The 23,473-nt window shown below is 72.6% G+C and carries 15 protein-coding genes; 8 read left to right on the forward strand and 7 right to left on the reverse strand.

Annotation, left to right across the window (positions count from 1 at the left end; translation table 11 throughout):
* Nucleotides 1-45: 45 nt before the first annotated feature.
* The 3 genes from OG599_RS11200 to OG599_RS11210 form a co-directional block, all read right to left on the reverse strand.
* Nucleotides 46-1,644, reverse strand: coding sequence for a pyridoxal phosphate-dependent decarboxylase family protein (locus tag OG599_RS11200; protein ID WP_327175830.1), 1,599 nt, complete (start codon nt 1,642-1,644; stop codon nt 46-48).
* The gene (locus OG599_RS11205) at nt 1,634-3,016 is read right to left on the reverse strand and encodes an MFS transporter (protein WP_327175831.1); all 1,383 of its coding nucleotides are present in this window, start codon (nt 3,014-3,016) and stop codon (nt 1,634-1,636) included. The genes OG599_RS11200 and OG599_RS11205 overlap by 11 nt, the downstream gene beginning before the upstream one ends.
* A gap of 128 nt (nt 3,017-3,144) precedes the next feature.
* On the reverse strand, nt 3,145-3,795 hold the full coding sequence (locus OG599_RS11210; protein ID WP_327175832.1) for a mycothiol-dependent nitroreductase Rv2466c family protein: 651 nt from the start codon (nt 3,793-3,795) through the stop codon (nt 3,145-3,147).
* A gap of 129 nt (nt 3,796-3,924) precedes the next feature.
* Between OG599_RS11210 and pepN (OG599_RS11215) the strand changes: the two genes are divergently transcribed.
* The 5 genes from pepN (OG599_RS11215) to pepN (OG599_RS11235) all read left to right on the forward strand — a co-directional run bounded on the left by pepN (OG599_RS11215) (nt 3,925) and on the right by pepN (OG599_RS11235) (nt 15,490).
* A complete protein-coding gene (gene pepN / locus OG599_RS11215) occupies nt 3,925-6,507 on the forward strand; it encodes an aminopeptidase N (RefSeq protein ID WP_327175833.1) in 2,583 nt (860 codons plus the stop codon).
* A gap of 147 nt (nt 6,508-6,654) precedes the next feature.
* Complete coding sequence (locus OG599_RS11220) at nt 6,655-7,899, forward strand: hypothetical protein (RefSeq protein ID WP_327175834.1); 1,245 nt, start codon at nt 6,655-6,657, stop codon at nt 7,897-7,899.
* Nucleotides 7,900-8,112: 213 nt separating this feature from the next.
* Nucleotides 8,113-11,418, forward strand: coding sequence for a S8 family serine peptidase (locus OG599_RS11225; RefSeq protein WP_327175835.1), 3,306 nt, complete (start codon nt 8,113-8,115; stop codon nt 11,416-11,418).
* 316 nt (nt 11,419-11,734) lie between these two features.
* Nucleotides 11,735-12,763, forward strand: a complete 1,029-nt coding sequence (locus OG599_RS11230) for an aspartate-semialdehyde dehydrogenase (protein WP_327175836.1) — start codon at nt 11,735-11,737, stop codon at nt 12,761-12,763.
* A gap of 150 nt (nt 12,764-12,913) precedes the next feature.
* Nucleotides 12,914-15,490, forward strand: a complete 2,577-nt coding sequence (gene pepN, locus OG599_RS11235; RefSeq protein WP_327175837.1) for an aminopeptidase N — start codon at nt 12,914-12,916, stop codon at nt 15,488-15,490.
* Between the two features lie 253 nt (nt 15,491-15,743).
* Here the strand turns inward: pepN (OG599_RS11235) and OG599_RS11240 are convergent, their stop codons facing one another.
* The 4 genes from OG599_RS11240 to OG599_RS11255 form a co-directional block, all read right to left on the reverse strand.
* Entirely contained in the window at nt 15,744-15,977 is a 234-nt protein-coding gene (locus tag OG599_RS11240; RefSeq protein ID WP_327175839.1) for a hypothetical protein, read from the reverse strand.
* 20 nt (nt 15,978-15,997) lie between these two features.
* The gene (gene malQ / locus OG599_RS11245; protein ID WP_327175840.1) at nt 15,998-18,148 is read right to left on the reverse strand and encodes a 4-alpha-glucanotransferase; all 2,151 of its coding nucleotides are present in this window, start codon (nt 18,146-18,148) and stop codon (nt 15,998-16,000) included.
* Nucleotides 18,149-18,508, reverse strand: coding sequence for a hypothetical protein (locus OG599_RS11250; RefSeq protein WP_327175841.1), 360 nt, complete (start codon nt 18,506-18,508; stop codon nt 18,149-18,151).
* Between the two features lie 235 nt (nt 18,509-18,743).
* A complete protein-coding gene (locus tag OG599_RS11255) occupies nt 18,744-19,280 on the reverse strand; it encodes an HNH endonuclease (RefSeq protein ID WP_327175842.1) in 537 nt (178 codons plus the stop codon).
* 309 nt (nt 19,281-19,589) lie between these two features.
* On the opposite strand from OG599_RS11255, the gene OG599_RS11260 reads away from it, so the two are divergent.
* From OG599_RS11260 to OG599_RS11270, 3 genes are all read left to right on the forward strand, one after another.
* Nucleotides 19,590-20,654, forward strand: coding sequence for a mechanosensitive ion channel family protein (locus tag OG599_RS11260; protein ID WP_327175843.1), 1,065 nt, complete (start codon nt 19,590-19,592; stop codon nt 20,652-20,654).
* Between the two features lie 201 nt (nt 20,655-20,855).
* A complete protein-coding gene (locus tag OG599_RS11265; protein ID WP_327175844.1) occupies nt 20,856-22,079 on the forward strand; it encodes an ROK family transcriptional regulator in 1,224 nt (407 codons plus the stop codon).
* 59 nt (nt 22,080-22,138) lie between these two features.
* Complete coding sequence (locus OG599_RS11270) at nt 22,139-23,470, forward strand: ABC transporter substrate-binding protein (RefSeq protein ID WP_327175845.1); 1,332 nt, start codon at nt 22,139-22,141, stop codon at nt 23,468-23,470.
* Nucleotides 23,471-23,473: the final 3 nt, after the last annotated feature.

Genomic DNA, 23,473 nt, shown 5'->3' on the forward strand with positions numbered 1-23,473 from the left:
GGACATGACTCGCGGGGGCTCTTCGCGTACGGCGTACCGCCGGAGTCAGACCCGGAACACCGCGCCGATGAACTCCGCGAGCAGACGCTCCTTCAGCCGTCCCGGCAGGGCGTCCAGCAGCGCCAGTACCGGGGCCATCCGGCCGGGCAGACCGGCGTCCCCGTCGAGGCCGGCGAAGGCGAGCACGCCCGCGACCTCCTCCGGCCCGAGCGTGTCCGGATCCAGGCCCGCGGCGAGCTCGGCGAGGGCGGGGTCGACCGCGACGGGGTCCAGCGCGCGGGCGGCGGACAGCGCCTTCGCCAGGTCGGTGAGGAGGGCGTCGACCTGGCCGACCGTGGCCGGGGTGAGCGTGAGGTGCAGGTTGGGCGGCAGGCCGTCGAAGGAGAGCTGGGGCTGGAGGTACCAGCCGAGCTCGCGCATCTCGTCGGCGAGGTGGAGCAGCAGGCTGAGGTCGGGCACCCCTTCACTGGACGCCCCTTCACCGGGCACCCCTTCGCTGGGCACCCCTTCACCGGGAGCCGCGTCCGGCGCCCCGTGCTCCCTGTCCGCCCCGTCCTCTCTCTCCTCCCCTTGCTCCCCGCCCGCTTCCCCTCCGAGGACGGTGAACGCCACCAGTCCGGCGGCGGGTTCGCCGAGGACCCGGAGGCCGGGCAGGGCGCGCAGCCCGGCCAGCAGCCGGTCGGACGCCTCGGCGACCCGGCCGGCGAGTGCGGTGTAACCGTCCTCGCCCACGTGCTGGAGGGCGGCCCACGCCTGGGCGAGCAGCCCGCCGGACTTGGTGCCCTGCACCGTGGGGTTGACGACCGGGTAGCCGGGCCAGCCGGCGTGCGCGAAGTACTGGTGACGGCGGAGTTCGGCGTCCCGGTAGAGCACCACGGAGGCGCCCTTGTCGGCGTATCCGTACTTGTGGAGGTCGACGGAGAGCGAGGTGACGCCGGGCACCGACAGGTCGAACGGCGGGATGTCCCGCCCGGCGCGCCGCAGATGGGGCAGCAGCCAGCCGCCGATGCAGGCGTCGACGTGGCAGAGCACCCCGCGCGCGGAGGCGGCGGCGGCGATCTCGGCGACCGGGTCGACGACCCCGTGGGCGTACGAGGGGGTGGAGGCGACCACGAGGGCGGTGCGGTCGGTGAGGGCGGCGGCCATCGCTTGGGCGTCGGCCCGGAAGGTGACCGGGTCGACGGGGACGACGACCGGTTCGAGGCCCAGGTAGTGGGCGGCCTTGTGGAAGGCCGCGTGGGCGGTGGAGGGCAGCACCAGCTGGGGGTCCGTCACCCCGCGTACGGCACGGGCGTGGTCGCGGGCGGTCTTGACGGCGAGCAGGATGCTCTCGGTGCCGCCGCTGGTGAAGGTGCCCTGGGCGCCGGGGACGCCGAGGAGGTCGACGGCGGCGCGGACCAGGTCGTTCTCCAGCCGGGCGACGCTGGGGAAGACGGTGGGGTCGAGCCCGTTGACGGTGGCGAAGGCGGTGTACGCCTCGGCCGTCAGCTCGTCGAGTCCGTCGAGCCCGGCGTCGTAGACGTAGGCGAAGGTGCGCCCGCCCCGGGTGGGGGCGTCGGCGCCGCGCAGGGCGCGCAGTTCGGCCAGCACCTCGGCGGCGGGGCGGCCGGTCGCGGCGGGGGTGGGTACGGGGTCAGTCGGCACGGGTCAGGTCCTCGTTCGGGGCGGAAGGGGTCACGGCGGTGGGGTCGGCTTCCTCGCGGTAGCGGTGCAGCAGCAAGAGGCTCGCGGCGGCGAGGACGGCGGGCAGCAGGCTCATCCCGGCGGTGATGCCGGTGAGGGCGGCGGCGGGCTGGGCGACCTCGTGGTCGGCGTCCGAGGAGCGGAACCCCGTCACCGCGAGGACCAGCGCGAACACTCCGGCGCCCAGGGCGAAGGCGAGGGTCTCGGCGGCCGTCCACAGTCCGGTGAAGGTCGCGGTCCTGCGCTTGCCGGTGCGGACCGCGTCGGCGGCGAGGGTGTCGGCCAGCAGGGTCAGCGGCAGTAGCTGGAGGCCCGCGTACGCGATGCCGACGGCGGCCACCGCGAGGTAGCCGAGCACCGGACCGGCCGCCCCGGTGAAGGCGAGGGCGAGCGCCCCGGCGATGTAGAGCAGCGAGGCGCACCACTGGGCGTACCGGGTGCCCTTGCGGCGGGCGAGCCGGTTCCAGAGCGGCATGAAGAGCACCAGCGGGCCGATCATGCAGGCGAAGAGCGGGGTCACCGCGGACGCCGAGCCCAGCGTGTAGGTGGCGAAGTACTGGACGCCCGCGAGCATCACGCCGATCGCCAGCGCCTGGAGCGTCCACATCCCGGCGAGGTGGAGGAAGGGGCGGTTGGTGCGGGCGGCCGCGAGTTGGGCGCGGAGGGAGGGTTCGGCCTCGCTGCGGGCGACGGTGGGGGCCCACCGGGTGGTGAACCAGGCGCCGAACATGCCCGCCGCGAGGAGCACGGCGACGACGACGCCCATCAGCCGGTAGCTCGCGGGGGTGTCGCCGTCCGCGTGCGCGACGGCGGGGGCCAGGGCGCCGGAGAGCAGGATGGCGACGCCGAGGAACGCCACCCGCCAGGCCAGTACCCGGCCGCGCTCGGCGGGGTCCTCGGTCATCTCGGCGGGCATCGTCACGTACGGCACCTGGAAGACGGCGTACGCGGTCGCGGCGAGCAGGAAGAGCACGGCGACGTATCCGGCGGCGGCTCCGCCGCGCAGGTCGGGGGCGGCGAAGATCAGCGCGAAGGACGGCGGCAGGGTGCAGGCGCCGATCAGCAGGAAGGGGCGGCGGGGGCCGCCGCGCAGCCGGCTGCGGTCGGAGGCCGCGCCGACCAGCGGGTTGACGAGGACGTCCCACGCCTTGGGGAGGAAGACGGCGGCCCCGGCGACGGCGGCGGGCACGGCCAGCACGTCGGTGAGGTAGTAGAGCAGGACGAGACCGGGCACGGTGGAGAAGGTGCCGGTGGCGAGGGAACCCAGGCCGTAACCGACGCGCACCCGGCGGGGCAGGGCGGGCGCGGGTCGCGGGGGTCTGTCGGCGGGCATGCGCCGATCATGGGGCGGCCACACCGTGGGAACAAGAGTTCGCGTGTTGCGGGTGTGCGAACGAATGCGGGGGCGGGCGCGGGGCCGCCCGCCCCCGCGCCCGCCCGCGCCCCGTACGACGGTGCGGATCAGTCGAAGATCGGGCCCTGGGTGCGGGTCCGCTTGATCTCGTAGAAGCCGGGGACCGAGGCGACCAGCAGCGTGCCGTCCCAGAGCTTCGCCGCGGCCTCGCCCTTGGGGGCGGGGGTCACGACCGGGCCGAAGAACGCGACCTGCTCGCCGTCGGCGCCGGGCACCGCGATGACCGGGGTGCCGACCTCCTGGCCGACCTTGTCGATGCCCTCCTGGTGGGAGGCGCGCAGCTCGGCGTCGTAGGTGGCGTCGTCCATGAAGTCGGCGAGCGAGGCGGGCAGGTCGACGTCGGCGAGCGCGCCGAGGACCGCTTCGCGGGTCGGGCCCTCGCCGTTGTTGTGGAAGCGGGTGCCGAGCGCGGTGTAGAGCGGGCCGGTGACCTCGTCACCGTGCAGCTGCTGGGCGGCGACGACGACCCGGACCGGGCCCCACGCCTTCTTCTCCAGCAGGTCGCGGTACTCCTCGGGCAGCTGGTCCAGCTTGTCCTCGTTGAGGACGGCGAGGCTCATCACGTGCCAGCGGACCTCGACGTCGCGTACCTTCTCGACCTCCAGCATCCAGCGGGAGGTCATCCACGCCCACGGGCAGAGCGGGTCGAACCAGAAGTCCGCGGGGGTCTTGCCAGGTGCGGTGGTGGTGTCGGACATGTCTCTCCTTGGCAGCGTCGGTCTCCGCGCGGGACAACGCGTGGAACGGTCGAAGGATTCCCCCGGGATGCCCCGGAGGGCGGCATGCGAGGATCAAACCATTCGAAATCGAGTCACGAAGGAGTGCCGGTGCCCGGTGAGAACCTGTCCCGCGAAGAGGCCCGCGAGCGGGCGGAGCTGCTGACCGTCGACGGATACGAGATCGCGCTCGATCTGCGGTCCGCCGTCGGCGGGGCCGAGGAGGAGGGCGCCCCGCGCACCTTCCGGTCCGTGACCACCATCCGCTTCCGCTCGGCCCGTGCGGGTGCCTCCACCTTCGCCGACCTGATCGCCCCGGGCGTGGACGCGGTGACCCTGAACGGCACCGCGCTCGACCCGGCGGCCGTCTTCGACGGGTCCCGCCTGGCTCTGGACGGCCTGGCCGAGGGCGAGAACGTCCTGGTGGTCGACGCGCGGTGCGCGTACAGCCGGACCGGCGAGGGGATGCACCGGTTCGTCGACCCGGAGGACGGCGAGGTCTACCTCTACACCCAGTACGAGCCGGCCGACGCCCGCCGGGTCTTCGCCAACTTCGAGCAGCCCGACCTCAAGGCGCCGTACCGCTTCGAGGTGGCGGCCCCCGAGGGCTGGCGGGTCTGGAGCAACGGCGCCGAGGAGTCCCACGAGGACGGGGTGTGGCGGTTCGCCGAGACGAAGCCGATCTCGACGTACATCACCGCCGTGGTCGCGGGGCCGTACCACTACGTGACCGACCACTACTCCCGTACCTTCGAGGACGGCAGCACGCTGGAGATCCCGCTCGGCGCGATGTGCCGCAAGGGTCTCGCCCGCCACTTCGACGCGGACGACGTCTTCCTCATCACCAAGCAGGGCCTGGACTTCTTCCACGACCACTTCGACTACCCGTACCCGTTCGGGAAGTACGACCAGGCGTTCGTGCCGGAGTACAACCTCGGCGCGATGGAGAACCCGGGCCTGGTCACCTTCCGCGAGGAGTACATCTACCGCGGCAAGGTCACCACGGCGTCCTACGAGCGCCGGGCCAACGTCATCCTGCACGAGATGGCGCACATGTGGTTCGGCGACCTCGTCACCATGAGCTGGTGGGACGACCTGTGGCTGAAGGAGTCCTTCGCGGACTTCATGGGCTCCTTCTCGATGGTCGAGGCGACCCGCTTCACCAACGGCTGGATCACCTTCGCCAACAACCGCAAGGCGTGGGCCTACCGGGCCGACCAGCTGCCCTCCACCCACCCGGTCACGGCCGACATCCGCGACCTGGAGGACGCCAAGCTGAACTTCGACGGCATCACGTACGCCAAGGGCGCCTCGGTCCTGAAACAGCTGGTGGCGTACGTCGGGCGGGACGCGTTCCTCGAAGGCGCCCGGCGCTACTTCAAGCAGCACGCCTACGGCAACACCCGCCTCGGCGACCTGCTGTCGGTGCTCGCCGACACCTCCGGCCGCGACATGACGGCCTGGTCCCGCGCCTGGCTCCAGACGGCGGGCGTCAACAGCCTCACCCCGGTGGTGGAGTACGACTCCGAGGGCCGGATCGCCGAGCTCGCCGTGGTCCAGGAGGCCGCCGCCTCCCACCCGGAACTGCGCCCGCACCGGATCGCGGTGGGCCTGTACCGGCACGACGGGAGCGGCGCGCTGGCGCGCTACGCCCGCGTCGAGACGGACGTGGCCGGGGCGCGGACGGTCATCGCCGAGCTGGCCGGGGCCGAGAAGCCCGAGCTGGTCCTCGTCAACGACGACGACCTGACGTACTGCAAGGTCCGCTTCGACGAGCAGTCGCTCGCCACCCTGCGCGACCACCTCGGTGCGGTCACCGACCCGCTGGCCCGCGCCCTCTGCTGGTCGGCGCTGTGGAACATGACCCGCGACGGGCTGATGCCGGCCCGGGACTTCATCGCCCTGGTCCTCGCCTTCGCCGGGCGCGAGTCGGACATCGGCGTGCTCCAGATGCTGCACAACTGGGCCCAGTCCGCGCTCACCCACTACGCGGCCCCGGCCTGGCGCGAGGAGGGCGGCCGGCTGCTGGCCGAGGGGGCGCTGCGCGAGCTGCGGCTCGCCGTGCCGGGCGGCCAGGACCAGCTGACCTGGGCCCGGTTCTTCGCCTCGACGGCTTCCTCGGACGAGGACTTCCGCCTGCTGGGCGAGCTGCTCGACGGCTCCGCCACGATCGACGGACTCGACGTCGACCAGGAGCTGCGCTGGGCGTTCCTCTTCCCGCTGGCCGCGCACGGCGTGGCCGACGAGGGGGCGATCGACGCCGAACTGGCCCGCGACGACACGGCGTCGGGCAAGCGCCACCAGGTGCGCTGCCTGGCGGCGCGCCCCTCGGCGGCGGTCAAGGACCAGGCGTGGGCGGCGGTCGTGGAGTCCGACCGGCTCTCCAACGCCCTGGTGGAGGCGACCATCGGCGGGTTCGTCCGGCCCTCGCAGCGCGCACTCCTCGCGCCGTACGCCGGGAAGTACTTCGCGGCGATCGAGCGGGTCTGGAAGGAGCGCTCCATCCAGATCGGGATGCACGTGGTCTCGGGCCTGTTCCCGGGGCTCCAGGACGACCCGGCGACCCTGGAGGCCACCGACGCCTGGCTGAAGGAGCACGAGGACGCCGCGCCCGCGCTGCGCCGCCTGGTGCTGGAGGCCCGGGACGACCTGGCGCGCGCGCTGCGCGGTCAGGAGTACGACGCGGCGGTCTGACCCCCTCGGGGGTTGCCCCCGGGCAACCCCCGCACGGCGGGCCATTTCGATCATCGGTCCGTACGCAGGGGGGCCGGGCTGTCCTGGTATGGCGACGGGCCTGTAACAGGGGTTAGCGGCCGCTCCGTCGGCGGAAGGCCCCTGTGCATGAACCACGACACCTCCCTGTCCTCCCCCCGCGCCCTCCCCCGCACACCCGGGTCGGACCTCCGGGTGGTCACCGGCGCACAGCTGCGGCGGCGGGGCCTGACCGCCGCCCAGATCTCCGGGCGCTGCACGCCCCGGGGCCCGTGGCAGCAACTGCTGCCCGGTGTCTACCTGCTGCACACGGGCCCGGCCGACGGGCGGGAGCGGCTGCGCGCGGCGCTGCTGTACGCGGGCCGCCCCGCCACCGGGCGCCGCGGCACGAGCCCCGCGGCCGGTACTGGCCCCGCGGCCGGTACGGACCTCATCGCCGGTACGGGCGCCGCCGCCGGGGACGCCGTCGTCACCGGGGTGGCGGCGCTGGCGCTGCACGGCTTCGCCGCGGCCCCGCCCGTACCGGCGCTCACCCGGGTCGACGTCCTCGTGCCGCGCACCAGGCGGCTGCGGGCGGCGGGCTTCGTCCGGGTGGTGCGCGCGGCCCTCCCCCGGGAGCGGGTGACGGTCGGCGGGATTCCGGTGGTGGCCGCGGAGCGGGCCGTCGCCGACGTGGTGGCCGGGCTCGACGAGCCGGTCGCGGTACGCCTGCTGCTGACCGAGGCGGTCCGCGACGGCCACTGCGAACCCGGCCCGCTCGTCGCCGAGTTGAGCGCGGCGAAGCTGCTGGCCCGGCCCGCGGTGACCCGCGCGGTGGAGCTGCTGCTCGCGGAGGGCAGGAGCATCGCCGAGGAGCGGCTGTACGCGATGGTGCGGCTGCACCGGCTGCCCGAGCCGGTGTGGAACGTGGACCTGCGGCTGCCCGGCGGCCCGCACCTGGGCAGCGTGGACGCCTACTGGCCCGAGGAGGCGGTGGCGGTGGAGCTGGACACCGCCCGCGCGCCCCGGTACGCCACCGCGCCCCGGCCCGCACCGCGCGGGACGCGCGACCGGACGGAACACGAGCACGGCCGGACGGAACACGAGCGGGGCCGGACGGAACGCGAGCGCGGCCCGGCGGAACGCGAGCGCGGCCCGGCGGAACGCGAGCGCGACCGGACGGAACACGAGCACGGCGGGACGGAGCGCGCGGCGGGGCCGGCGGCGCACGCGGTGCGGCGGGAGCACTTGGAGCGGCTCGGGGTCACGGTGGTGCGGCTCCCGGCGGAGCGGCTGCGCGAGGCGATGGAGGAGCAGGCGGACGTGGTGCGGACGGCGCTGGGCGCGGCGCGGGACCGGGAACCCGCCGCGTACGTGGTGGCGTTGCCCCGCTGAGCGGAGGGGGAACCGGGGCGGGAGAGCCTCCTGAGGGCCCGCGATGGCATGGTCTGGCACCTTTTCTCCCCGGTGACGCAGGAGCAACGGTGGCGGATCTACGCCATGTCGTCTAAGCGCCTCCGTCAACTCTCCACAAAACCCTGTCGGATACGAAAGGGTGAGCGGTCATCCGGTACCGATTTCCGGACTCATTCTTTCCGAATAACAGGGATGCTGATGACCAAGGATTCCCCCGGCTCCATACCGGCGGCAAGACGCGTGGCCCGGGTGGCCGCCGCGGCGGGTCTGGTGGCAGCGCTCGCCGCCACCGGCGCCGTGCCGGTCTTCGCCGCGGACGACCCGGCCGCGACCACCGTCAAGCCCGCCGCCACCGGCGACTCGGGCGACAAGCTCGGCAAGTCCGACGCCCAGGTGCTGGCGCAGGCCGAGGCCAAGGGCGAGAAGAACGTCACGCTGATGGTCGCCACGAAGCCCGGCGCCACCGAGCAAGTCAAGAGCCAGCTCGACGCGGTCAGCGGCTCGGTCCCCGGCATCACGTACGACAAGCTCGGCTACGTCCGGGCGACCGTGCCCACGAAGACGGCGAAGACCACCATCGCCTCGGCCTCGAAGCTGTCGTCGGTGCTCGGCATCGACCTCCAGCAGGAGATCGAGCTGGACGATCCGACGCCCTCGGCCGACCGTGCCGCCGGCGCGAAGACGGCCAAGACCTCCGCCACGTACGCGGCGCCGTCGAAGAAGACGCCCGCGAAGAACCCGTACAACCCGTCCTTCGAGACGGGCGCCGTCGACTTCGTGAAGCAGAACCCGAAGGCGGACGGCCGGGGCATCACCATCGGCATCCTGGACTCCGGTGTGGACCTCGCCCACCCGGCGCTCCAGAAGACCACCACCGGCGAGCGCAAGATCGTCGACTGGGTGACCGCGACCGACCCGGTCAGCGACGGCGACGGCACCTGGCTGCGGATGACGCAGGCGGTCTCCGGCCCCTCGTTCACCCTCGGCGGCGTCACCTACAAGGCGCCCGCGGGCTCGTACAAGTTCAGCCTGTTCCGCGAGTCGGCCACCCTCGGCGGCGACATGGCGGGCGACCTCAACCGTGACGGTGACACCACCGACACCTGGGGCGTGCTGTACGACCCGGTCACCGGGGTGACCCGGGTGGACCTGGACAACAACGCGGACTTCTCCGACGACACGGCCCTCCTGCCGTACAAGGACAAGTTCCAGGTCTCCTACTTCGGCAAGGACGACCCGCGCACCGAGGTCGCCGAGCGCATCCCGTTCGTCGTCGAGACGCGCAAGAACGTCGTCTACAACGCGGCGGGCGCCACCTCCGACTACGTCAACATCGGCGTCATCGTGGGCGAGCACGGCACGCACGTCGCGGGCATCACCGCGGCCAACGGCCTGTTCGGCGGCGCGATGAACGGCGCGGCCCCCGGCGCGAAGATCGTCTCCTCGCGCGCCTGCACCTGGAGCGGCGGCTGCACCAACATCGCCCTCACCGAGGGCATGATCGACCTCGTCGTGAACCGCGGTGTCGACGTCGTCAACATGTCGATCGGCGGTCTGCCGGCGCTCAACGACGGCAACAACGCGCGCGCCGAGCTGTACAAGCGGCTCATCGACACCTACGGCGTCCAGCTGGTCATCTCGGCCGGCAACGAGGGCCCGGGTGTCAACACCATCGGTGACCCCGGCCTCGCCGACCACGTCATCTCGGTGGGCGCGTCGATCTCCAAGGAGACGTGGGCGGCCAACTACGGCTCCCTGGTCACCAAGAAGTACGACATGCTGCCCTTCTCCTCGCGCGGTCCGCGTGAGGACGGCGGCTTCGCGCCGATCATCACCGCCCCCGGCGCGGCCATCAACACCACGCAGACCTGGCTGCCCGGCAGCCCGGTCAAGGAGGCCGGTTACACCCTGCCGGCCGGCTATTCGATGCTCCAGGGCACGTCGATGTCGTCGCCGCAGGTCGCCGGCGCCACCGCGCTGCTGCTCTCCGCCGCGAAGCAGAAGCACATCGAGCTGCCCCCGGCCGATCTGCGCACCGCGCTGACCAGCTCCGCCACCCAGATCAAGGACGTGCCCGCGCTCGCCCAGGGTTCCGGCCTGATCAACATCGTGGACGCGTGGAAGCTCATCAAGAAGGGCGCCACGGCCAACGAGTACACGGTCAAGGCCCCGGTCGACACCGCGATCGACTTCGCGCTCAAGGACCCGGGCTTCGGCACCGGCGTCTACGACCGTGAGGGCGGCCTGAAGGTCGGCCAGAAGAAGACGTACGACGTGGTCATCACCCGTACGACCGGTGCCGACCGCGACGTCGCGCACAAGCTGTCGTGGAAGAACGACGACGGCACCTTCAAGCTGGTCGGTCCGAGCACCGTCAAGCTGCCGCTCGGCACGCCGGTGACCGTCAAGGTCCAGGCACAGCCGCGCTCGGCCGGCGCGCACAGCGCCATCCTGGAGGTGAACGACGGCAAGACCGTGGGCGTGGACCAGCAGATCCTGAACACCGTCGTTGTCGCCACCGACATCAAGGCCCCCACGAACGCGTTCACGGCGTCCGGCTCGGTGCAGCGCAACAGCACCACGTCGTACTTCCTGAACGTGCCGGAGGGCGCCAAGACCCTTGAGGTCGCGCTCGGCGCCCTGCGCTCGGGCAGCCAGACGCGGTTCATCTCGATCCACCCGTACGGGGTGTCGGTCGAGGACAGCTCCACGATCTACTGCTACCCGAACTACGAGAGCCCGACCAACACCTGCCGTCCGGACGCGCGTGCCTACCAGGACCCGCAGCCCGGCGTCTGGGAGATCGAGGTCGAGGCCCGTCGTACGTCGCCGCTCCTGGACAACCCGTACAAGCTCGACGTCTCGCTGCTCGGCGCCACCTTCGACCCGGCGGTGCAGACCATCGCCGAGGCGAAGATCGGCACCCCGGCAGCGGTGAACTGGACCGTCACCAACGAGGCGGCCGCGCTGACCGGTCACCTCAAGGGCGGTTCGCTCGGTTCGGCCGCGGTCGAGCGCCCGTCGATCTCGACGGGTGACGCGCAGGCCTTCGAGGTCACCGTCCCGGCGGGCGCCGAGAAGCTCGACGTCGCCATCGGCTCCACCTCGGACGCCAACGCGGACATCGACCTGTACGTCTTCCTCGGTGACACGCAGGTCGGCGCCTCGACCACCGCCGGGTCCGAGGAGTCGGTGAGCATCCCCTCCCCGGCCGCCGGCACCTACACGGTCGTGGTGGACGGCTACGACGTTCCGACCGGCACCACCGCGTACGACTACCGCGACGTGTTCTACTCCGCGGCGCTCGGCACGATCAAGGTCGACGAGTCGACGCCGGTGAACCTGGCGGCCGGAGCGTCCGCCCAGGTCGGCGCCCAGGTGATCGTCGCCGGTGCGGCCCCCGCGGGCCGCCAGTTCTTCGGCGAGGTCCAGCTCGTGAACGCCCACGGCACCGCCGCGGGCACCGGCAGTGTGGTGATCGACAAGGTCACCGGGTAACACCTCCGTCCGGCCCGGTCCTCGCGACCGGCCGGCAGAACGGCGGGGCGGGTGCTCTCACGGGCACCCGCCCCGTCGTGTTTCCACCGGCCGGCGGCGGGCCCCGGCGCCCCGCCGAAGATGTTCGCTCCCCGGGCCCGCGCGACGGCAGAACCTGCGGCCTGGGCCCGAGGAGTCCGCAGGCCGGACAATGGATTGGACAAGGTGGGCAGGGACATACGCATCATGGGGCGGCAAAGGGCCGCACCGCGTACCCGCTCACCAGGGACGACGGGACGAGCCCCCAGGGCCGCACACACGTACAGAGGAGTCTTCCGTGAAGGTCGGAATCGTCGGCGCCACCGGTCAGGTCGGCACAGTCCTGCGCAGGATCCTGGCCGAGCGTGAGTTCCCGGTCACCCAGCTGCGGCTGTTCGCCTCGGCCCGCTCCGCGGGCTCCACGATCGACTTCGAGGGCACCGAGGTCACCGTCGAGGACGCCTCCACCGCCGACTACACGGGCCTGCAGATCGTCATCTTCTCCGCGGGCGGCGCCACCTCCCGGGCCCTCGCCGAGAAGGTCGCCCAGCAGGGCGCCGTCGTGATCGACAACTCCTCCGCCTGGCGCATGGACCCCGAGGTCCCGCTGGTCGTCTCCGAGGTCAACCCGAAGGCCGCGCTGGACCGCCCCAAGGGCATTATCGCCAACCCGAACTGCACCACGATGGCCGCGATGCCCGTGCTGCGCCCCCTGCACGACGAGGCGGGTCTGGAGACCCTCACCGTCGCCACCTACCAGGCGGTCTCCGGCTCCGGTGTCGCCGGCGTCTCCGAGCTGCACGGCCAGGCCTCCAAGGTGGTCGCCGACGCGGACAGGCTGACCCACGACGGCGGGGCCGTGGACTTCCCGGAGCCCGGCGTCTACAAGCGCCCGATCGCCTTCAACGTGGTGCCGCTGGCCGGTTCGATCGCGGACGACGGTTCGTACGAGACGGACGAGGAGCAGAAGCTCCGCAACGAGTCCCGCAAGATCCTCGGCATCCCGGAGCTCAAGGTCTCCGGCACCTGCGTGCGCGTGCCGGTCTTCTCCGGCCACTCGCTCCAGATCAACGCCCGGTTCGCGCGTCCGATCAGTGTCGAGCGCGCCTACGAGCTGCTCAAGGACGCCGAGGGCGTCGAGCTCTCCGAGATCCCGACCCCGCTCCAGGCGGCCGGCAAGGACCCCTCGTACGTGGGCCGCATCCGGGTCGACGAGACGGTCGAGCACGGCCTCGCGCTCTTCGTCTCCAACGACAACCTCCGCAAGGGCGCGGCCCTGAACGCGGTGCAGATCGCCGAGCTGGTGGCGGCCGAGCTGAACGGCTGACCCGTCCGAGGGGTCGGTCACCGGTGACCACCGGTGGCCGCCCCCTCGCGCTTGGTTCCCCCGGCTCCGCTCCGCGCGAAAGCACGTAACGCCCCGCACCCCTGACGTGGAAGGATGACCCGAAACGTCACCATCGAAGGAGATGACCGGGTGCCTGGCACGAATCTGACCCGCGAAGAGGCACAGGAGCGGGCCCGCCTGCTGACCGTGGACTCCTACGAGGTCGAGCTCGACCTCTCCGGGGCGCAGGAAGGCGGGTCCTACCGGTCCGTCACCACCGTGCGCTTCGACTCCGCGGAGGCCGGTGCGGAGACCTTCATCGACCTCATCGCCCCCGCCGTGCACGACATCGTCCTCAACGGCACCGCGCTGGACGTCGCCGCCGTCTTCCGCGACGCGCGGATCGCCCTGCCGCACCTGCGCGAGGGCGCGAACGAGCTGAAGGTCGTCGCCGACTGCGCGTACACCAACACCGGCGAGGGCCTGCACCGGTTCGTCGACCCGGTGGACGAGCAGGCGTACCTCTACACCCAGTTCGAGGTGCCGGACGCGCGGCGGGTGTTCGCCAGCTTCGAGCAGCCCGACCTGAAGGCCACCTTCGCCTTCACCGTCAAGGCCCCCGCGGGCTGGACCGTGATCTCGAACTCCCCGACGCCCGAGCCGGTGGACGACGTCTGGACCTTCGCGCCGACGCCCCGCATCTCGACGTACATCACCGCGCTGATCGCCGGCCCGTACCACTCGGTGCACAGCAGCTACGAGCGCGACGGCCGGACGGTGCCGCTCGGCATCTACTGCCGCCCCTCGCTCGCCGAGCACCTCGACGCGGACGACATCTTCGCCGTCACCCGGCAGGGCTTCGACTGGTTCCAGGAGAAGTTCGACTACGCGTACCCGTTCGCCAAGTACGACCAGCTCTTCGTGCCGGAGTTCAACGCGGGCGCGATGGAGAACGCGGGCGCGGTCACCATCCGCGACCAGTACGTCTTCCGCTCCAAGGTCACCGACGCCGCGTACGAGGTCCGGGCCGAGACCATCCTCCACGAGCTGGCCCACATGTGGTTCGGCGACCTGGTCACCATGGAGTGGTGGAACGACCTCTGGCTGAACGAGTCGTTCGCCACCTTCACCTCGATCGCCTGCCAGGCCGGCGCCGAGGGCTCGCGGTGGCCGCACTCGTGGACCACGTTCGCCAACTCCATGAAGACCTGGGCGTACCGGCAGGACCAGCTGCCGTCCACCCACCCGATCATGGCGGAGATCAACGACCTCGACGACGTCCTCGTCAACTTCGACGGGATCACGTACGCCAAGGGCGCCTCGGTCCTCAAGCAGCTCGTGGCGTACGTCGGCCAGGACGAGTTCTTCGCGGGCGTGCAGGCCTACTTCAAGGCGCACGCCTTCGGCAACACCCGTCTGTCCGACCTGCTGGGAGCACTGGAGAAGACCTCCGGCCGCGACCTGAAGACCTGGTCGAAGTCGTGGCTGGAAACGGCCGGTATCAACATCCTGCGCCCGTCGATCGAGACGGACGCAGAGGGCCGCATCACCTCCCTCGCCGTGCTCCAGGAGGCCCCGGCGCTGCCGGCCGGCGCCAAGGGCGAGCCGACGCTGCGCCCGCACCGCATCGCGATCGGCTTCTACGACCTCGGCGCCGACGGCAAGCTGGTCCGCGGCGAGCGGATCGAGCTGGACGTGGACGGCGAGCGCACCGAGGTGGAGCTGCCCGAGGGCACGAAGCGCCCGGCCGTCGTCCTGCTCAACGACGACGACCTCTCCTACGCGAAGGTCCGGCTCGACGAGGAGTCGCTGCGGTTCGTCACCGAGCACCTGGGCGACTTCGCCGAGTCGCTGCCGCGTGCGCTGTGCTGGGCCTCGGCCTGGGACATGACCCGCGACGGCGAGCTGGCGACCCGCGACTACCTCGCGCTGGTGCTGGCCGGCATCGGCAAGGAGTCGGACATCGGCGTGGTGCAGTCGCTGCACCGTCAGCTGAAGCTGGCGCTCGACCAGTACGCGGCGCCTGAGTCCCGCGAGGCGCTGCTGACCCGCTGGACGGACGCCACTCTGGCGCACCTGAACGCGGCCGAGGCCGGCAGCGACCACCAGCTGGCCTGGGCCCGCGCCTTCGCGGCGACGGCCCGTACCCCGCAGCAGCTGGACCTGCTCCAGGGGCTGCTGGACGGCACCAAGGCGGTCGAGGGCCTGGCCGTCGACACCGAGCTGCGCTGGGCGTTCGTGCAGCGGCTCGCCGCGACCGGTCTGCTCGACGAGGAGGAGATCGCCGCCGAGTACGAGCGTGACCGGACCGCGGCGGGCGAGCGGCACGCGGCCGAGGCCCGCGCCGCGCGTCCCTCCGAGGAGGCCAAGGCGGAGGCCTGGGCTCTGGTCGTGGAGTCCGACAAGCTGCCGAACGCCGTCCAGGAGGCCGTCATCGGCGGCTTCGTCCAGACCGAGCAGCGCGAGCTGCTGGCGCCGTACGCGGAGAAGTACTTCGCGGCGGTCAAGGAGGTCTGGGACAGCCGCAGCCACGAGATGGCCCAGCAGGTCGCGATCGGCCTCTACCCGGCGATCCAGGTCTCCCAGGAGACGCTGGACGCCACGGACGCGTGGCTGGCCTCGGCCGAGCCGAACGCGGCGCTGCGCCGGCTGATGTCGGAGTCCCGCGCGGGCGTCGAGCGCGCGTTGCGCGCCCAGGCCGCGGACGCCGCCGCCGCGACCGCGTAACGGCGCGGCACGCGGGAGCGCGAAGCCGCGAGAGCCGCGAGGGCGCCCTCCCCGGGTGGTACGCACCGGGGAGGGCGCCCTCGCGCGTGGCGGGCTCACGGCGTGGTCCGGGCACCCTCGCGGGTACCTGTCGGTGGCCCGTGTCCGGTGCGTGGCGGACTCACGGCACGGTGGCGCGCCCGTATCCGGACATGCGTGTGCGCCGCGCGGTAACCCGTACCGGCGGCGCACACGGCTGGAGCGTGTGAGGCGGTTACGCCTTCTTCTTGGACTTGTCGAGCACCACGACCAGGCCCGCGATCACGGCGAACAGCGCGAGGGGCGCGAGGACGTACAGGCTGATGGTCTCGATGACCGACAGGCCGTGTTGACCCGGGTCGTCGCCGTCGTCGCGCGTCAGCGCGAGGGCGGGAGACGACATGAGCAGCATCATCAGCGTCGTACCGGCCGCAACGGCGCCGGCGCGCATAGCGTTCTTCTTGTCCACGGTGCAAACGTAGCGAACGCCTAAGGACGCCGCGCGTCCGGGGGTGCCGTACGTGGGGTGCGGGGGGTCAGTTCGTCCATCAGGCGGTGGAGTCGGGGCGAGCCGGTGATCTGCTCCAACGTCAGGGGACGGCCCTCCCCGTCGGCGATCGGCAGGCGCCAGTTGGGGTACTGGTCCCAGGTCCCGGGGAGGTTCTGCGGGCGCCGGTCGCCCACGGTGTCCGGGAGCCAGATGCCGGTCAGCCGGGCGGGCGTGCGCAGCAGGAAGCGGTGCACGGCGCGTACGGCGGCCTCCTCGTCGCCCTCGCCCTCGGGCAGCAGCCCCAGCCGGGCGAGCCGGCCGAGCCATTCGGCGGTGTCGGCGGCGTCCTCGGCGAGCTCCTCCTCCAGGGTGCGGGTGAGCAGGCCGAGTTCGTGGCGGAGCCGTACGTGGTCGCCGGAGAGGCGGGCCGCGGTGGACGGCAGGTCGTGGGTGGTGGCGGTGGCCATGCAGTCCTGGCGCCATCGCTCCGGGTCCAGCGGGCGGCCGTCGCCCTCCCAGTCGCGTTCGAACCAGAGCACGGAGGTGCCGAGGACCCCGCGCCGGGCGAGCGCCTCGCGGACGCCGGGTTCGACCGTGCCGAGGTCCTCGCCCAGCACGACGGCCCCGGCGCGGTGGGCCTCCAGGACGAGGACGGCGAGCATCGCCTCGCCGTCCAGGCTGACGTAGGTGCCCTCGGTGGGCGGCTTGCCCTCGGGGACCCACCAGAGCCGGAAGAGGCCCATGACGTGGTCGACGCGGAGCGCTCCGGCGTGTGCGAGGAGGCCGCGCAGCAGGCGCCGGAAGGGGGCGTAGCCGGAGGCGGCGAGGGCGTCGGGCCGCCAGGGCGGCAGGCCCCAGTCCTGGCCCCGCGCGTTGAAGGCGTCCGGGGGCGCGCCGACGGACATGCGACGGGCGTAGTCGTCCTGGCCGGCCCAGGTGTCGGCCCCCGCCGGGTGCACGCCGACGGCGAGGTCGTGGATGACGCCGACCTCCATCCCGGCGTCCTCGGCGGCCCGCTGGGCCTCGGCGAGCTGGATGTCGGTCAGCCAGGCGAGCCGGCTGTGGAAGTCGACGCGGTCGAGGAGTCCGGTGCGGGCGCGGGCGGTCTCCCGGGAGCGGGGGTCGCGCAGCGGCTCGGGCCAGGTGTGCCAGTCGGGGCCGTGCACCTCGGCCAGCGCGCACCAGAGCGCGTGGTCCTCCAGGGCCTGGCCCCGGGCGGAGAGGAAGTCGCAGTACGCGGCCCGGCGGCCGGGGGTCAGCGGCACCTGGTGGACGAGCTCCAGGGCCTGCCGCTTCAGCTCCCAGACGGCGTCCCGGTCGATCAGCGCGCCCTTGTTGAGCACCGCCTCCGAGAGCGCGGCGGCGTCCTGGCGGAGGTCGTCGAGCACCGCACGGGCGCGTACCTGGCCGTACTCCGGGATCGACTCGACGTGCAGGTGGACGGGGTCGGGGAAGAGCCGCGAGGAGGGGCGGTACGGGGACGGGTCGGTGGGGCGTCCGGGGACGGCCGCGTGCAGCGGGTTGATCTGGACGAACCCGGCGCCGAGGGTGCGTCCGGCCCAGGCGGCGAGGTCGGCCAGGTCGCCGAGGTCGCCCATGCCCCAGGACCGGGCGGAGAGCAGCGAGTAGAGCTGGACGAGGAAGCCCTGGGCGCGGGCGGGGGGCTGCGGGGCGCGGGCGGGGGCGACGACGAGGGTGGCGGTGCCCTGCCGGTGGTCGAGGGTGCGCGCGGTCACCCGGTGCACGCCGAGGGGCGGGTCGGTCCACCAGACGGGGACGGCGGACGGCGGGGGCGCGTCCGGGACGTCGGCCTGCGCGCCGGTGACGCGCAGCCGGACCGGCTCGGGCCGCGCGGCGCCCGGTCCGGCCTCCGGGGCGACCGTCAGGGTCGTCCCGATCGGCAGCGTGGCGAGGGCGGGCGGCAGCGGCTCGCCCGCCCAGACCACCACGGTCGGCGGGAGCAGCCGGGAGCCCGCCCTCGATTCGGCGGCGGCGAGCGACCTCCGTACGCCTTCCGGGGTGGCGGCGTCCACGCCCAGTGCGGCGAGCACGGCGGTGACCGTGTCGTCGGGGACGGTCACCGTGACACCTGCGGACGGGGAGTAGGACGTGGCGACGCCGTGCAGGGCGGCGAGCCGGGAGAGGCCCATTCAGACTCCTGGAGACTCCATGGCCCCCGCGACACCGGGGGCGGTCGGTTCGCTGGTGAGCGGAGCGACGACGGCGAGCGGCGGCTCGCTCGTCAGGGGGGTGGCGTCGGCGAGCGGCGGCTCGCTGGTGAGGGGCGCGGTGCCGGCGGCGGGCGGCGCGTCGAACGCGGCGACGAGTCCGGTGCGGGGTCCGCCGAGGGGGCGGGGGACGGCTGCGGGCTGGAGGGGCGGTTCACTGGTCAGCGGTTCACCGGTCGACGGCTCGTTGGCCGACGGCTCACTGGTCAGCGGCTCCGGGCGGGCCGGACCGGGGACCTGTTTGGACAGGGCGGGGAGCGGAAGACGCGCGGCTGCGGGCAAGGTGGGCCTCCTGGCCGTGGGAGCAGGACGGAACAGAGACCTACCCAGCCCTCGGGTGCGCAGACGTGAGCGTGGCATAGGTCCGATGCCAACGTCCTCAACGTGCCGTGGGTCACATCCCGTTCCCCCGGACGGCAGATTTGAGCCATTTTCAGCCAATCCGCCTGCCGACCCGTCTGCCTGCCCGCCTGCCGGCCCGCCGCCGCGGTCCAGCGACCGGGGTGGCAGGCGGTGCTCACGCGGAGACGCCGTCGATCCGGGCCAGCGCGTCGTCCGCGCCGAACGGCTGGAGGTAGGGCAGCCAGCGCGGGTCGCGGTGGCCGGTGCCGATGATCCGCCACGCGAGGCCGGTGGGGGGTGCGGGCTGGTGGCGCAGGCGCCAGCCGAGCTCGGGGAGGTGCCGGTCGGCCTTGACGTGGTTGCAGTGGCGACAGGCGGCCACCACGTTGTCCCACGCGTGCAGACCGCCCCGGCTGCGCGGGACGACGTGGTCGACGCTGGTGGCGGCGGCCCCGCAGTACACGCAGCGCCCTCCGTCCCGGGCGAAGAGCGCGCGGCGGGTGAGTGGGACGGGCCCCCGGTAGGGGACCCGGACGAAGCGCTTGAGGCGGACCACACTGGGCGCCGGTACGGCGGTGGTGGGGCTGCGGAGGAGGGCGCCGGACTCTTCGAGGCAGACGGCCTTGTTTTCGAGGACGAGGACGAGCGCGCGGTGGAGCGGTACGACGCCGAGCGGCTCGTACGACGCGTTGAGAACCAGGACGTGCGGCACGGTGGATGCCTCCTTGTACGCCGGCGGCGCGTGGCTCGCGCCGGGACGATCCGCTCTCAGTCTCTCCTCATGCCTGGTCCGGGCGCCACCACGTGCGGGTAATGGGTCGAACCGATTCCGCCCGACGGCCGCACGGACCGCCTGCGCCGACGGCCGCACGGTCGGGGCACGGTCGGGCTGCGCGGCGAAACGCGCACAAACATGTGATGAAGGGATGAGATGCGTCTCTCGCCGGGCTGCGGACATCATCCGGGCCGCGCCCGTCGTTAACCTGGTTGATCCGCCGTCGCCCGTTCTGGAGGTCCCGCCGTGTCCCCGTCCGTTCTGTTGGCCGCCGCCCCGTCGACCGGGTCGGGAGGCTCGCTCGACGAGGCCGCCCGGCAGGCCGGCGACGCCGCGGGCTGGGTCGAGCAGAACTGGTCCACTTGGCTGAACACCGGTCTGCGCATCATCCTGATCGCCGCCGTGGCGATCGTGCTGCGCTACCTGATCCGCCGCGCCCTCACCAATCTGATCGAGCGGATGAACCGCAGCGCGCAGGCCGTGGAGGGCACCGCTCTCGGCGGGCTGCTGGTCAACGCCGAGCGGCGCCGCCAGCGCTCGGAGGCGATAGGTTCCGTGCTCCGGTCGGTGACCTCGTTCCTGATCCTGGGCACGGCGGCGCTGATGATCCTGGGCGCCTTCGAGATCAACCTGGCGCCGCTGCTGGCCTCCGCCGGAGTCGCCGGAGTCGCGCTCGGTTTCGGCGCGCGCAACCTCGTCACCGACTTCCTCTCCGGGGTCTTCATGATCCTGGAGGACCAGTACGGCGTGGGCGACACGGTGGACGCCGGCGTCGCCTCCGGCGAGGTGATCGAGGTGGGGCTGCGGGTCACCAAGCTGCGCGGCGACAACGGCGAGATCTGGTACGTCCGCAACGGCGAGGTGAAGCGGATCGGCAACCTCAGCCAGGGCTGGTCCACCGCCGGTGTCGACGTGACCGTCCGGCCGACGGAGGACCTGGACCGGGTGCGCGCGGCCATCTCCGCCGCCACCGAGGTCATGGCGAAGGAGGAGCCGTGGAGCGAGCGGCTCTGGGGCCCGGTGGAGATCCTCGGCCTGGACGCCGTCCTGCTGGACTCGATGACCGTACGGGTCACCGCGAAGACCATGCCGGGCAAGGCGCTCGCCGTGGAGCGCGAGCTGCGCTGGCGCATCAAGAGGTCGCTGGACGAGGCGGGGATCAGCATGATCGGCACGGTGCCCCCGCAGCCGGAGGCCGAGTCGAAGGCGGACCCGACGGCGGCGATGGCCGCCCCGTCCGCGTACGCCTCGGCGACCTCGCCGCAGTCGCTCGCCGCGACGCCGCTCACGCCGCCGAGCATCAGCAAGTAGCCGTACCCGCACCTCTCCGCCGGGGGGCCTCCGCGCACGACGCGGCAGGCCCCCTTTTCGCGTTTCCGGGCCGCTTCCGCGCTTTCCCCGCAGGTAACGCTTTCGTTGCCCGGCCGCCTCGCCATTGACGCCCCGGGGACGGACGCCTACCTTCCTCTCACCGGACAGGAAACTTTCCTAACAGAGAGCGGAACCACCTCCATGGCAGGAACCACCCCGGGCACCGGCGTCCCCGGCACCCCCCGGCTGCTGCGCGCCATGAACGACCGCGCCGCCCTCGATCTGCTGCTGGAGTACGGCCCGCTCTCCCGCACCCGGATCGGGAAGCTCACCGGTCTCTCCAAGCCGACCGCCTCGCAGTTGCTGGCCCGGCTGGAGGCGGCCGGGCTGGTGCGGGTCACCGGCACCTCCGAGGGGCGCCCCGGGCCCAACGCGCAGCTGTACGCGGTCAACCCCGAGGCGGCGTACGTCGCCGGGCTCGACGTGAACGCCCAGCGCATCGTGGCCGCCGTCGCCGACGTCACCGGCACGGTGGTGGGCGAGTTCGAACTCCGCACCCCGGCCCGGGGCGCCCAGAGCGTGGTCGGCCAGGTCGTCGGGGCACTGGACGGCGCCGCGGAGCGGGCCGGGCTGGACCGGTCCGCGGTCCACCGGGTGGTGATCGGCACGCCGGGCGCCTTCGATCCGGGCACCGGCCGGCTGCGCTACGCCTCGCACCTGCCGGGCTGGCACTCCCCCACCCTGCTCGACGAGCTGGCGGCGGCGCTGCCCATGCCCGTGGAGTACGAGAACGACGTGAACCTGGTCGCGGTGGCCGAGCAGCGGCGCGGGGCCGCCCGGGGCCATGACGACTTCGTCCTGCTCTGGAACGAGGAGGGGCTCGGCGGCGCGCTCGTCATCAACGGCCGGCTGCACCGGGGCTTCACCGGCGGCGCCGGGGAGGTCGGCTTCCTGCCGGTGCCGGGCACCCCGCTCGTACGCCAGGTCGTCAAGGCCAACAGCGGCGGCTTCCAGGAGCTGGCGGGCGCCCAGGCGATCCCCCGGCTCGCCGCGACGCTCGGCATCGACACCCCGCAGCAGCCCTATCCGGAGGTCGCCGCCGCCCTGCTGACCCGTGCCGCCGCCGCGTACGGCGAGGACGAGCGGCTGACCGAGCTGCTGCGGAGTTACGCGCAGCGGCTCGCCACCGGGCTCGCCTCCCTGACGGCCGTGCTCGACCCCGGGCTGATCGTGCTGGCCGGCGGGCTGATCTCGGCCGGCGGCGAGCGGCTGCGCGCGCTGATCCAGTCCGAACTCGCCGAACTGGCCGCCTCCCGGCCCCCGCTCGTCCTCGCCGAGACCGTCCGGCTGCCGGTCCTGCGCGGCGCCCTGGAACGCGCCCTCGCGGACACCCGCGACGAGGTGTTCGACACCTCGCGCCCCTGAACCTCCCGCACTCCGTACCGCCGTTGCCTCTCCTTCAACCGTCTTCAAGGAGCTTCGCCATGCGCAGAAACAGCCTCACCACCGCCGCCGTGGCGGTCGCCGCGATATCCGTCCTCGCCACCGCCTGCACAGGGCAGTCCCAGAGCGGCGCCACGGACGACCCGAACGCGAAGACCACGATCAACTTCTGGCACGGCTGGAGCGCGCCGTCCGAGGTCAAGGCGGTGCAGGACAACGTCGACCGTTTCGAGAAGGCCCACCCGAACATCAAGGTGAACGTCGTCGGCAACATCAACGACGACAAGCTCAACCAGGCGCTGCGCGCCGGGGGTTCGAACGGCCCGGACGTGGTGTCGTCCTTCACCACGTCGAACGTCGGCAAGTTCTGTTCGTCCGGCGCCTTCGCGGACCTGACGCCGTTCATCGAGAAGTCGAAGCTGGACCTGGAGAAGACCTTCCCGAAGGTGCTCCTCGACTACACGCAGTTCGAGGGCAAGCGCTGCGCGCTGCCGCTGCTGGCCGACGCGTACGGGCTCTACTACAACAAGGACGCGTTCGAGAAGGCCGGGATCGCCGCGCCGCCCAAGACCCTCTCCGAGTTCGCGGCCGACGCCGAGAAGCTGACCGTCACCAAGGGCGACGGCTACCAGCAGCTCGGCTTCATGCCGACCTTCCACGGCTACGAGTCGGTCGCCGACCACTACCTGGGCTCCTGGGACCACGCGTACTTCGACGCGGACGGCAAGTCGAACATCGCCAAGGACCCGGCCTTCGCCGCGATGTTCACGTACCAGAAGAAGCTGGTCGAGGACCTCGGCGGCTACGACAAGCTGGAGAAGTTCCGCGGCTCCTTCGGTGACGAGTGGGGCGCGAAGCACCCGTTCCAGACCGGCCAGGTCGCCATGCAGATGGACGGCGAGTGGCGGCTCGGGATGGCCGAGGAGGCGGGCGCGGACTTCGAGATCGGGGTCGCGCCGATGCCCGTGGCCGACGACGAGGCCGACACCTACGGCAAGGGCTTCCTCTCCGGCACGATCATGGGCATCGCGCCCGCCAGCAAGAAGCAGAACGCCGCGTGGGAGCTGGTCAAGTTCATGACCAGCGACACGCAGGCGGTGGTCGACTTCGCCAACGGCATCAAGAACGTGCCCTCCACCTTCGAGGCGCTGAAGTCGCCCGACCTGAAGTTCGACCCGCGCTTCAAGACCTTCCTGGACATCGCGCAGAACCCGCACTCCAACACCCCGGACGGGGCCGTCAACGGGGCCACGTACCAGCAGACCCTCCAGGACTTCGGCTACCAGTACGAGAAGGGGGCGGTGAAGGACCTCCAGGCCGGTCTGGAGAAGACCGCCGCGCAGATCGACACCGACATCGCCAAGGCCAAGTAGCCC

Source organism: Streptomyces sp. NBC_01335 (assembly GCF_035953295.1).
Classification (GTDB): Bacteria; Actinomycetota; Actinomycetes; order Streptomycetales; family Streptomycetaceae; genus Streptomyces.

Excerpts from the sequence above, each read along its gene's own strand:
- OG599_RS11205 (WP_327175831.1), bottom strand. The coding sequence starts at position 3,016 with ATGCCCGCCGACAGACCCCCGCGACCCGCGCCCGCCCTGCCCCGCCGG.
- OG599_RS11210 (WP_327175832.1), bottom strand. The coding sequence starts at position 3,795 with ATGTCCGACACCACCACCGCACCTGGCAAGACCCCCGCGGACTTCTGG.
- OG599_RS11220 (WP_327175834.1), top strand. The coding sequence starts at position 6,655 with ATGAACCACGACACCTCCCTGTCCTCCCCCCGCGCCCTCCCCCGCACA.
- OG599_RS11225 (WP_327175835.1), top strand. The coding sequence starts at position 8,113 with ATGCTGATGACCAAGGATTCCCCCGGCTCCATACCGGCGGCAAGACGC.
- malQ (WP_327175840.1), bottom strand. The coding sequence starts at position 18,148 with ATGGGCCTCTCCCGGCTCGCCGCCCTGCACGGCGTCGCCACGTCCTAC.
- OG599_RS11265 (WP_327175844.1), top strand. The coding sequence starts at position 20,856 with ATGGCAGGAACCACCCCGGGCACCGGCGTCCCCGGCACCCCCCGGCTG.
- OG599_RS11270 (WP_327175845.1), top strand. The coding sequence starts at position 22,139 with ATGCGCAGAAACAGCCTCACCACCGCCGCCGTGGCGGTCGCCGCGATA.